The following is a 12,996-nucleotide window of genomic DNA, read 5'->3' on the forward strand; positions in this document are numbered from 1 at the left end:
ATCAGGAAATAATTAAAAAAAATAAAATACATTATATCAATAAAACAATTGAGAAATATAAAATTGCAAAAGACTGTATACTAGCTAATTGAGGGGTAGTTAGATAGAATTAATCATTAGAAGCCACAACGTGGCGAACTATATGATTTAGTTGTCCCGAAGAACCTTCGGGACGATTTAAAATTTGTTTCAATCCCGTATGTACGGGATTGAAATACAAATTCTTAATCGATTCTGCATTTTCTAATGCGGAATTTGGGATTAGTGGATAATTTTTGTTTTTCAGTATAAAATTATTGATAAACAATAAATATTTATTATATTTGCATCATTATTCTAAATTCAATAGTATGTCTAAAAAAAATGATGTTATTCTAAAGGTATTGCATGTCATTTCTTGGGTCGTTTTCATAGGATTATGCACGGAGGCAGGGGCATTGATTTTCAATTTTATCTTTAGCCTTTTCAAACCCATTGCTAGTCATAATATCTACAAAGGGCTAGATCTTTCAGGAATCTATGAAAAACAATTTCCGCATTTTATTAGTCTGATGAGTTTTGTTGTGTTATTGGCTGTGCTTAAGGCTTACTTATTTTATCTAGTGGTGAAAATCTTTCTAAAACTAAATCTGGTGAAACCGTTCGATATTGAAATAGCCCATTTGATTGAAAAAATGAGTTTCGAAGCAGTTACAATTTCTATTCTCAGTATTATCGCCCATCAATATACAAAGCGACTTATCCATAAAGGGTACGAAGTTAGCAATGTGGAGAATTACTGGAATGATACCGCTGCTTTTCTCATGATGGCCGCCATCTTATTTGTAATATCCCAAGTATTCAAGAAAGGTATTGATTTGCAAAAAGAAAACGACTTAACTATATAAACTATGCCAATAATCGTAAACCTTGATGTAATGATGGCTAAGCGAAAAATGTCGCTCAATGAGCTATCGGATAAGGTAGGGCTAACCCTTTCAAATCTTTCCATCCTGAAGACAGGCAAAGCAAAGGCAATTCGATTTAGTACCTTGGAAATAATTTGCGATGTATTGGATTGCCAGCCAGGTGATATACTAGAATATGTTAAGGAAATAACAATAAAGACCCGCTAACAACCAAAAAAAATGAAATACAATGAAATTACTGAAATAATTGCTGGGTCTGAAAAACGCAGACATAGAGTTACTAGACAAACTTATTCTAAGCGGACAACCTCGACCCGTCAGATGTTTCCTTCTGCCTAAAAATATTCTAAGATTTTCTCAGTTTCGGTTACTCATTATGATATGCAGCAAACTAATACCATAAGCGTATTAGTATTTGTCTAAAGTCGAATGTTATACCCTCAACGTGTAAATTTTTGAACACGTATAGACCAATGCATAAGTATAAGATAAACAGCGGTTTATTTGCAGGCCCCCCCACCCCCTAGGGTACCCCCCCCCACCCCTATAGGTGAGCTGGCTCACCTTTTACCTGAGCTAGCTCACCTCTGAAATGAACTGGCTCACCTTTGACATCAGCTGGCTAATCTCTGACCTTAACTAGCTATTCTTGAATAATAGCTCGTTCACCTTTGACATCAGCTAGCTATCAAAATACATCAGCCAGTTCACCTCGGAACCGAGCCAGCTATCGAAGTACCTGAGCTAGTTCATCTCTGAAACGAGCTAGTTATCGAAAATCCTGAACTGGCTCACCTCTGAATAGAACGAGCTAACCATAAACCTGAGTCCGTTTGTCTCCAAGGTTAGCTGGTTATGGTGGAGGCTTAGAACTATAAGGGTTTACCTTAGATTTACCCCATAACAGTTTTGCCTTTTCGACGAAGGAGAAAACTAATGCAAATAAAAAAAGCCTCGCAAAGGCGAGGCAGATTTTAACCCAAATTCCGCATTAGAAAATGCTGAATCGATTAAGAATTTGTATTTCAATCCCGTACATACGGGATTGAAACAAATTCTAAATCGGGGTTAAACCCAACTAAATCATATAGTTCGCCACCTTGTGGCTTCTAATGATTAAATTGGGTTTAAAAACCACAAAAAAAGAACAACTATGGCGCAGGCGGAGTAGCACCCGACCCTCCCTGGCCGGCGAATCGCTCACGCAGGGTATCATAGACCGCATCCGAGCCTGCGATACCAGCTGCTGCGGCAGCAGCGAATAGCTTGTAGGCAGTCAATGCCGCTACAAAAGCCTCTGAGCCTGCGAGCATCTGGGTATCATCGATTTTTTCTAGGACTTGGCGCATGCGCCCTGCTATCTTGTCTAGCTGATTGTAGAGGTTCATATCCTTCTCCATAGCGGTTTTGTCTAGGTAGGCTGGCAGCATATTGCTGTTATTCACTACCGCATTGATAGCATCTTGGGTAAAGGATTTATTCGCTACGTTAATTTTTGGGAGCTGTACCCGCTCCTCGACAGTCAAGCCTATGAGAAAAGACAAGGTGTTCTCGATAGTATCGAGCGCATCGTTTACTTTTCCGAGGTCTGCATCGGATATGACTGTATCGATCCGATTGTTTGTGAGATTAGACATAATATCTAAGTTTAAATGGTGATTGGAATATTCCAATACTAAAACGGACTAGACTATTCACCTAGTATGCTGTCCTATCAACTATATACTATGTTTTCTAAAATAGTCAAAATTATTTTATATATTTGTAACTAAAATTAAATAGAATAATAGTGTCACTAAATCATACCCAATTACTGCGTGTTATCTCCTAAAATAGGTTGGATATCCGAAGAAAGTTAAGGGTGTTATATAGTTAGCAGCAAGCATAAAAAGACACGACACAGCAGACAGACACGAACTTAAACGAGAAAAAAGTAAACCATTTTGACAGTTGGACAACATACAGACCATATTTCAAGCGGACAACGAGTAAGCCGACACTCATTGCCGACCCTGTGTTTTTTATTTTTTCCCAACTCGCATTTTTTAAAAACAATTTTAGCCAGCCCGCAAGTTGCACATTTGGCTTTGCCCCACCCACAAGCCTACCCTTCGCCAAGCCAAAAGAGCCACTTTTTGCCAACGCACAGACAGATTAACGTGATTAAAAAAGTAACTTTGACAGATATAGATTTTAGATGATTAAAGAGCAACAAATAGAAGATAGTTTAATTGCCAAACTGACTGACCTGAAATACAGTTACAGGTCGGACATCAAAGACAGGGCTTCGCTGGAAAAGAATTTTCGTGAGAAATTTCAGGCACTCAACAGAGTGAATCTGACTGACGCTGAATTTGCCAGACTTCGGGACGAGATTATCAATTCAGACGTTTTTGCTTCCTCAAAGCGATTACGTGAAAAAAACACTTTCAGCCGTGAGGACGGAACGCCTTTGCATTACACTTTGGTAAACATAAAAGACTGGTGCAAAAACGAGTTTGAAGTTATCAATCAACTTCGCATCAATACAGAAAACAGCAACCACCGTTACGATGTGATTTTATTGATTAACGGAATTCCCGTTGTTCAAATAGAATTAAAAACGCTTGAAGTAAGCCCACGAAAAGCCATGCAGCAAATTGTGGACTACAAAAGCGACCCAGGCAATGGTTATACAAACTCATTGCTTTGTTTCATGCAGCTTTTTATTGTTACCAATCGCAGTAACACTTATTATTTCGCTAACAACAACTCTTCTCATTTCAGCTTTAATGCAGACGAGCAATTTTTACCTGTTTATCAATTTGCCAGTGAGGACAATAAAAAAATCACACATATAGACGACTTTTCAGAAAAGTTTTTGAGCAAATGCACACTGAGCCAAATGATAAGCAAATACATGGTATTGGTGGCAAGCGAACAAAAGTTGTTGGTGATGCGACCTTATCAGATTTATGCAGTTAGGGCAATTGTAAATTCAATTCAGGAACACAAAGGCAACGGTTATATTTGGCATACAACAGGAAGCGGAAAAACGCTGACATCTTTCAAAGCTTCTACCCTGCTCAAAGACAATCCGAATATTGAAAAATGTTTGTTTGTGGTCGACCGCAAAGACTTGGACAGACAAACCCGTGAGGAGTTCAACAAATTTCAGGAAGGTTGCGTTGAAGAAAACACCAATACAGAAACTTTAGTAAGGCGAATGCTTTCGGAAGATTACGCCAACAAAGTCATTGTAACGACCATTCAAAAATTGGGTTTGGCTCTAGACCCAAACAACAAAAACAACTATAAAGAACGCTTAGAAACATTAAGCGAAAAACGCATTGTTTTTATTTTTGATGAGTGCCACCGTTCACAGTTTGGCGAAAATCATAAAGCCATAAAGGAGTTTTTCCCGAAAGCACAGTTATTCGGATTTACAGGAACACCAATTTTTGACGACAATGCAACTTACAAGCAAATTGACGGAACAGTTGGCTCGTATGTAACTACAAGGGACATTTTCCAAAATCCGTTACACAACTACACAATCACTCATGCAATAGAAGATAGAAACGTATTGCGTTTTCATATTGACTATTTCAAGCCTGAAAAAAATGTAACGGTTGGAAGCATTGACCATAAAAAAGCGGTTGTAAATGCTATTCTAAAAAAACACGATGCTGCAACACACAGCAAACGCTTTAACGCATTATTGGCAACGGCTTCTATCAATGATGCCATTGAATACTACGAACTATTCAAAGACATTCAGGCAAGCAAAGCCAAAGAAGATGAAAGCTTCATTTCTTTAAATATTGCTTGTGTATTTTCTCCACCTGCCGAAGGAAATAAAGATGTTCAGCAATTGCAGGAAGATTTACAACAGGAAAAAGTTGACAACAAAGTTGAACCTGAAAAGAAGAAAAAAGCACTTGAAGCCATTATCAGCGATTACAACAAACAATATGGCTCAAACCATAAAATCACTGAATTTGACTTGTATTACCAAGATGTTCAGCAACGCATAAAATTTCAGAAGTTCAGCAATGCCGACTATCCACGCAAGAACAAAATTGATTTGGTGATTGTGGTGGATATGTTACTCACAGGCTTTGACAGTAAATACTTGAACACTTTGTATGTTGACAAGAACTTGAAATTTCACGGATTGATTCAGGCTTTCAGCCGAACCAATCGTATTTTGAATGACACCAAACCATATGGTAACATTTTAGATTTCCGCCAACAACAAGCCGAAGTTGATAGAGCCATTGCTCTATTTAGCGGTGAAGATACAGGACGAGCCAAAGAAATTTGGTTGGTTGCCCCTGCACCGAAAGTCATTGAGAAATATCAAGAGGCAGTGAAAGCAATGGAGAAGTGGATGGAAGATAAAAATATGGTGGCAGAACCGCAGGAAGTTTACAACATCAAAGGCGATGTGGCTCGTGTTGAGTTTATCAACCGCTTTAAAGAAGTGCAACGCCTAAAAACACAGCTTGACCAATACACTGACTTAAACGAAGAACAGAAAGCAAAAATTGACGAGCTAATGCCCGAAGAGCAATTGCGTTCGTTCCGCAGTTCGTATTTAGAAATTGCCAAGCAACTCAAAGAAATTCAGCAAAAAGAAGGCGACAAAGCCCCTGAAAACATTCAGCAATTAGATTTTGAGTTTGTGTTGTTTGCTTCTTCGGTGGTGGATTATGACTACATCATGAACCTGATTGCCAAATACACACAAGGCACACCGAAAAAGCAGAAAATGACCCGTGACCAACTCATTGGTGTATTGAGCAGCAGTGCCAACCTGATGGAAGAAAGGGAAGATATTATTGACTACATCAAAACATTGGAAGTTGGCAAAGCATTGAACGAACATGAAATAAAAGACGGCTATCAAAATTTCAAGGAAGAAAAAATTGCGAAGCGATTAGCGGAAATAGCAACCAATAATGGCTTGGAGATTCCGGCTTTACAGCAATTTACAGATGCCATCATAAGCCGAATGATTTTTGATGCCGACAAATTAAGTGAACTCTTTGAACCTTTAGACTTAGGTTGGAAAGAACGAACCAAAAGAGAATTGGCATTGATGGAAGAATTGACACCATTATTAAAAAAACAAGCCGAAGGGCGAGAAATATCAGGACTGAAAGTGTATGAGTAAGAACAACGAAAATAAATTGATACCAACGCTTCGCTTTCCTGAGTTTTTAAAACTTGAAGGTTGGATTGATACAGAGCTTGGTTATGTTGCAGAATTTATAAACGGAAGAGCTTATAAACAAGAAGAACTTCTTGATAAAGGCAAATACAAGGTTCTTCGTGTTGGCAATTTTTTTACAAATAATTCATGGTATTATTCTGACCTTGAATTAGAACCAGAAAAATATTGTGATTATGGGGATTTGCTATACGCATGGTCGGCTTCGTTTGGACCTAGGATATGGACAGGGGATAAAACAATTTATCATTATCATATTTGGAAGGTAATAAATAACAAGAATATTGATAAACAATTTCTATATGTCCTTTTAGGTCATCAGACTGAAAAAATGAAATCACAGTCTGCTAACGGATTCGCTTTACTTCATATTACAAAAGGAACTATTGAAAAATGGAAATGTAGTATTCCTAAATCAGAAAAAGAACAGCAGAAAATCGCTGCTTGTCTTTCGTCACTAGATGAAGTCATTACTGCCGAGAGCGAAAAACTGGAAATACTAAAGGACTACAAAAATGGCTTGCTGCAAAACCTGTTGCCACAGTCAGGGGAAACTGTTCCTAAATTTCGGTTTAAGGAGTTTGAAGATAGTAGCGACTGGGTTGAAACAACTTTGACACAGGTTGCAGATTATGAAAACGGCAAAGCACACGAACAAGATATTTCAGACGATGGCAAATTTATTGTTGTGAATTCAAAGTTCATTTCACAAGATGGTGAAGTAAAGAAATTCACAAATACCGCTTTTTTGCCTGCAACCAAAGGCGATGTTTTAATGGTGCTTAGTGATATTCCAAATGGAAAAGCCATTGCAAAAAGTTTTTTAGTTGAAGAAGATAATCGATACACCGTAAATCAACGAATTTGCAGAATTACGCCACGAAATGTCAACAGCAAAATTCTATATTATTTACTAAACAGAAATCCATATTTTCTCGCATTTGACGATGGCGTTAAGCAAACCAATCTAAGAAAAGATGATGTTTTGAATTGTCCGTTGCTGATTCCAAGCGACCCAAATGAGCAAGATAAAATTGCCGATACACTTTCTTCGGTAGATGAATTAATAAATGCCCAAAATCAAAAATTGGAAGCTCTGCAATTGCATAAGAAAGGTTTGTTGCAAGGCTTGTTTCCATCAATAAATAATGAAGAATGAGACCCGAGCTATTAAAAATAAAGAAAGCTGATTTTGAGGATAAAATATTGAGTAAACTCAATAAAACGGACAAAGCATTGTTTGAAAGCAATTATGTATTTGACGGTGCTGAAAATGTTTACAATCTAAAAGCAGGATTGAGCGAAGCAATAACCAACAAACTAACCTTTAAACTCAAATCAATTAGCTTCTTACCATTCCTGTCAATAGAGGAATTAGCTGAATATCTACGTGAATTAGATAAAAGATATGTATTACTATTTGCATATAATGGAACAGGCAAAACACGCCTATCTATGGATTTCAGACAAAAAGGAAAAGAGTTTGATGCAGACGGCAATGTAACAGCAAGAGACACTTTATATTTTAATGCTTTTACCGAAGACTTGTTTTCATGGGATAATGATTTAGATGGCGACACACATAGAAGATTGCTCATAAATAAATATTCTGCGTTCATTGCAGGTGTTCGGGCATTGGATATGGACAATAAAATTCGTCCTCTTATTCATCGCTATTCAAATTTCAATTTCCTTATTGATTACGAATACAAAGACAAAGACGACAATGAATTTTGGGCAGTTAATTTTATCAGAGAAGAAATTGTTGCTGGAACTCCTCAGAATGTTGAATTTGTAAAGATTTCAAGAGGCGAAGAAAATCTTTTTATCTGGTGCTTTTTCTTAGCAGTAGCACAATTGGCAATAGATAGGCATCAAAATTACGGTTGGGTAAAATACATTTACGTTGATGACCCAGTATCTTCCCTAGACGACAACAATACAATAGCAATTGCACATCATCTTGGCACCATGTTGAAAAAAGGTAATGGTGATGTAAAGTCAATTGTATCAACTCACCATGCTTTATTTTTCAATGTTGTTTGTAATGAACTTGGGAATAGTGCACCACGCCTTTTTTTAAGTAAATCTGACGGAGTATATTTTTTAAAGGACACAACAGACAGCCCATTCTTTTATCATGTTTCCATGATTCAGGATTTACAAAAGGCAATCAACGCAGATAAAATTTACACATACCATTTTTACTTCCTCAGAACAATTCTTGAAAAGGCTGCCAATTTTCATGGTTTCAATGGCTTTTCAGATTGCATAATCATTGATGATGACGATGAAGAAAAGAAACTATTCACTCGAATGGTCAACAACCTGAATCACGGTGGCTATTCAATGTTTGAGCCAAAGGAAATGGGAGAAGAAAACAAGAAATATTTCAAACAAATATTCAAGAACTTCAGAACGAACTATAAATTCAATGAAGACTTACTTGAAAAACCAATAGAAACAGCAACAACATGACAGACAATAATCAAACACAATTAGGCAATACACTTTGGAAAATCGCAGACGAATTGCGTGGAGCAATGAACGCTGACCAGTTCCGAGATTATATGCTTTCATTTTTGTTTTTACGTTATCTAAGCGACAATTACGAAACATCAGCTAAGAAAGAGTTAGGGAAAGATTATCCAGTTCTTAAAGAAAGCGATAAGCGAACACCTTTATCCGTTTGGTATGAGAACAATCCTGATGATGTTCAGGAATTTGAAAAGCAAATGAGGAGAAAAGTTCACTATGTAATTGAACCTTCTCATTTATGGAACAGCATAGCGGAATTGGCTAAAACGCAAAGCAAAGAGTTGCTTCGCACTTTACAGGAAGGTTTTAAATACATAGAAAATGAATCTTTTGAAAGCACCTTTCAAGGTTTGTTTTCCGAAATCAATTTAGATTCTGATAAACTCGGCAAGAACTACGAAGAACGAAATAAAAAACTCTGTAACATCATTCAGAAAATTGCGGAAGGTATAAATAGCTTCGATAAAAACATTGACTATTTAGGCGATGCTTACGAATATCTGATTGGAAAATTTGCAGCAGGTTCAGGACAAAAAGCAGGAGAATTTTATACACCACAACGTATTTCAGACATCCTTTCAGCCATTGTTACACTTGATAGCCAAGACCCAAGTAAAGGAGAAAAGAAAAAGATTGAACGAGTTTTAGACTTTGCCTGTGGTTCAGGTTCGTTGTTGCTCAACGTCCGGAAAAGAATGACAGACGCAGGAGGAACAATCGGCAAAATATTCGGACAAGAAAAGAACATTACCACATACAACTTAGCCCGAATGAACATGCTTTTGCATGGAGTTAAGGACACAGAATTTGCAATTCATCACGGAGATACTTTAGTCAACGATTGGGAGATTTTAAATGAAATAAATCCTTCAAAGAAATTAGAGTTTGATGCCATTGTAGCCAATCCACCTTTTAGCTACCGTTGGGAACCATCGGAAGAAATGGGACAAGATTTCCGTTTCAAAAGTTATGGACTTGCACCAAAGTCAGCAGCCGACTTTGCTTTTCTGTTACACGGTTTTCACTTTTTGAGTAAAGAGGGAACAATGGCAATCATTTTGCCACACGGTGTTTTATTCAGAAGTGGTTCAGAAGAAAAAATCAGAAGAAAATTATTGGAGGACGGAAACATTGATACAGTAATCGGACTACCTGCAAACCTGTTTTTCTCGACAGGTATTCCTGTTTGTATTTTGGTTTTAAAAAAGTGTAAAAAGTTTGACGATGTGTTGTTTATCAATGCCGTTGACCACTTTGAAAAAGGTAAACGCCAAAACAACTTATTGCCTGAAAACATTGACAAAATAGTTGAAACCTACAGAGACCGAAAAGAAGAAATCCGTTATTCTCGTAGAGTATCAATGGACGAAATCGTGAAAAACGAATTCAACTTGAATATTTCACGCTACGTAAGCACATCGTTAGACGAAGAAATAATTGACTTGAAAGTAGTAAACAAAAAACTCGTTGACCTTGACAAGGACATAACCAAAGCACGAGAGACACATAATAAATTTTTAAAGGAATTGGGACTACCACCAATATAACAACAGAAAATGCCAACGCTATTTGCAAGCACATTGCCAAAGCCGCACAAGCCAACGCACAGACCAAAGCTTTGTCAAAGAGCTTGCAAAGCCAACGCAGGACAAAATTGTTTATAAATAATTCCCGACCCTTAAAAAAAATAAAAAACGCAACGCACAACCCGACAGACAATGATACAGAAACTCAATACTGACAATGGTTTGCAAAGACGAACGACAGAACACCAGCCGGTAACAGCGGTTTGGCGTCATGCGGGGTGACGGTGGTACGGTATTATATTATCCCCTCGCCCCGTCAGGTGTTGCCACCTGACGTTAAACAAATCAAAATAATAAAAGGTCAAGCGAACAATAAAGTATAATGGGATATTTAAGTAGACGTATATTTGATTTAACGTTGTATCAGGGTGAAAAAAACCTTGATAGATCCTCAAAAAACCAGGCGCATTTCATTCCTATAGGCTTATTTTTGAGGTAAAATGAGTTTTTAGAGGAACAGGTGTTGTATGAAACTTTTATGAACTAACTCCTATTAAAAACAAACTAAAATAATGAACGTAAAAGTATCAAATAACTTCAAAAGAATGACAGGTAAAGCAGTGTTTGCAATTATCCTGTTCATCATTACATATCTAATACTATTGTCTTTAGCTATTGGATTGACAGCACTTTGTGTTATGGGGGGAATTGCTCTGATAATTGCTAAACCTATGGTAATAACAATTGGGTTGGGTCTAGGATTAGCTAGTTTAGGTTTTTTTATACTCATTTTTTTATTTAAATTTCTTTTCAAACAACATAAAGTAGATAGAAGTCACCTAGTTGAAATTTTTGAAAAAGATGAGCCAAAATTGTTTTCTTTTATTCGAGAAATTGTAAATGAAGTGCAGACGGACTATCCAAAAAGGACTTATTTGTCAAGTGATGTAAATGCCTGTGTTTTTTACGATTCTAATTTTTGGAGTATGATATTTCCAATTCGCAAAAATTTACAGATAGGGTTAGGCCTCGTCAATACAATATCAGAGCAAGAGTTTAAGGCAATATTAGCACATGAGTTTGGTCATTTTTCGCAACGAAGTATGAAAGTAGGGAGCTATGTTTATAATGTAAATCAAGTCATTTTCAATATGCTATACGATAATGAATCATTTGATAATATGATTCAAAAATGGGCAAATATTAGTGGCTACTTTTCAATTTTTGTTTTCATTGCTGTAAAAATAATTCAAGGTATTCAGTGGATTTTAAGCCAAATGTACGAATTCTTAAATGTCAGTTATATGGCATTATCAAGAGAAATGGAATTTCACGCAGATGAGATTGCTGCAAATGTTGCAGGCTATTTGCCATTAAAAGAATCCTTGTTAAGAATGGATTTAGCTGAACATTCATACAACGCTGTATTGGGCTTTTATGAAGGAAAAATACCAGACAATATCAAAAGTGATAATATATACAAAGAGCAGGGATTTGTGATGAATTTTTTAGCATCCCAAAATAATCTTGCTTTCAAGAACAATTTACCAATCGTATCTGAACTCGATTTAAGTAAGTATAACAAATCAAAATTAACGATTAAAAATCAGTGGGCTTCTCACCCCAGTATTGAAGAACGAATAAAAGCTTTGGAATTGACCAATATTCATAAAACTGGAGTTGAAAAACCAGCAATTCTTTTGTTTGCAAGCGAAAAAAAAGTACAAGAAGAAATTACGAAAAAGTTATTTTCATCAATTAACTACGCTGATAACACTAAATTATTAGATTTTGAGGAGTTTAAGACTGAATATTCACATACATTCTATAAGAATAGTTTTCCTTCGGAATATAATTGCTATTTTGACAATAAAAACCCAATTCAATTTGATGTAAATAGTATTGTTGATTTCAACGTAACGGAAACAATGGATATTCTTTTCAGTAAAGAGAAAGTTGACATGGTATATGATTATATTGCACTTGTAAATGACAAAAGTGTATTGACAAGTATAGCCAATAAGGAATATCATATAAAATCTTTTGATTACGATGGACTAAAGTATAAATCAACTGAAGCTAGAAATTTAATCCCAAAAATAGAAACAGAACAAAATAGTATAAAAGAAAGAATAAGAGAAAACGACTTAAATATTTATAAGTTTTTTTATAACGAAGCACTAAGAAAGGGTAATGCCACAATTTTGAAAGAAAAGTATATCAACTTCTTTAAAATAGATTCAGAATATGATGATAAAGTAGCATTGTACAATAGAATTGGCGAGGCAACAAGCTTTATAAGTGAAGTTACTGCATTTGAACAAATAGAAAAGAATCTAAAATCATTTCAGCCATTGGAAATTGAACTAAAAACTGAAATAAAGAAGCTGATAAAAGAAGAAACTTTAAGAAACGAAATATCCCAGCTTACAAAAGAAAAATTTGAAAAATATCTTTCTAGAGAATGGAAATATTTTGATGGAACGGAATATAATAATGAAAATCTTCAACTCCTTTTTTATGTTGCGAATGAATATAACTATTTTTTGTCAAGATTGAATTTTATAGCAAAATTAGACTTACTAAATTATCAAATTGACCAGCTTGAAAGATAAAACTTTAAATTAGAGCTAAGGTTTCATTTAGTAAGAAGGACAGGAGATGAAACCTTCAATTAAATCCTGACGTATCAGCAAGGCAGGCACCACCGAAGGGAATGTGGGTTGAAAGCGGGAAACTTATTATGTACTTATTGAACTATCGCAACATTGAATTCCGAACCTATAAATCCAAACTTCTTTGAAAACCG

General features: G+C 36.0%; 8 protein-coding genes. 7 read left to right on the top strand and 1 reads right to left on the bottom strand.

What is annotated here, in order from left to right; genetic code table 11:
- Positions 1-350 precede the first annotated feature (350 nt).
- Entirely contained in the window at positions 351-887 is a 537-nt protein-coding gene (locus JNL75_10905; protein MBL7790326.1) for a DUF2975 domain-containing protein, read from the top strand.
- Between the two features lie 3 nt (positions 888-890).
- Positions 891-1,115, top strand: a complete 225-nt coding sequence (locus JNL75_10910) for a helix-turn-helix transcriptional regulator (GenBank protein MBL7790327.1) — start codon at positions 891-893, stop codon at positions 1,113-1,115.
- A 944-nt stretch (positions 1,116-2,059) separates the two neighbouring features.
- Here JNL75_10910 and JNL75_10915 read toward each other — a convergent pair.
- A complete protein-coding gene (locus JNL75_10915; GenBank protein ID MBL7790328.1) occupies positions 2,060-2,545 on the bottom strand; it encodes a hypothetical protein in 486 nt (161 codons plus the stop codon).
- A 560-nt stretch (positions 2,546-3,105) separates the two neighbouring features.
- On the opposite strand from JNL75_10915, the gene JNL75_10920 reads away from it, so the two are divergent.
- From JNL75_10920 to JNL75_10940, 5 genes are all read left to right on the top strand, one after another.
- Positions 3,106-6,066: a type I restriction endonuclease subunit R gene (locus JNL75_10920; GenBank protein ID MBL7790329.1), complete on the top strand. Its 2,961-nt coding sequence runs from the start codon at positions 3,106-3,108 to the stop codon at positions 6,064-6,066.
- Positions 6,059-7,282, top strand: a complete 1,224-nt coding sequence (locus tag JNL75_10925) for a restriction endonuclease subunit S (protein MBL7790330.1) — start codon at positions 6,059-6,061, stop codon at positions 7,280-7,282. Before JNL75_10920 ends, JNL75_10925 begins: the two co-directional genes overlap by 8 nt.
- Complete coding sequence (locus JNL75_10930; GenBank protein MBL7790331.1) at positions 7,279-8,601, top strand: AAA family ATPase; 1,323 nt, start codon at positions 7,279-7,281, stop codon at positions 8,599-8,601. Before JNL75_10925 ends, JNL75_10930 begins: the two co-directional genes overlap by 4 nt.
- Complete coding sequence (locus tag JNL75_10935) at positions 8,598-10,208, top strand: type I restriction-modification system subunit M (GenBank protein MBL7790332.1); 1,611 nt, start codon at positions 8,598-8,600, stop codon at positions 10,206-10,208. Before JNL75_10930 ends, JNL75_10935 begins: the two co-directional genes overlap by 4 nt.
- A 551-nt stretch (positions 10,209-10,759) precedes the next feature.
- Positions 10,760-12,802: a M48 family metalloprotease gene (locus JNL75_10940; protein MBL7790333.1), complete on the top strand. Its 2,043-nt coding sequence runs from the start codon at positions 10,760-10,762 to the stop codon at positions 12,800-12,802.
- The last annotated feature ends 194 nt before the right edge of the window (positions 12,803-12,996 follow it).

This window comes from Chitinophagales bacterium (assembly GCA_016787225.1).
GTDB lineage: Bacteria > Bacteroidota > Bacteroidia > Chitinophagales > JADJOU01 > CHPMRC01.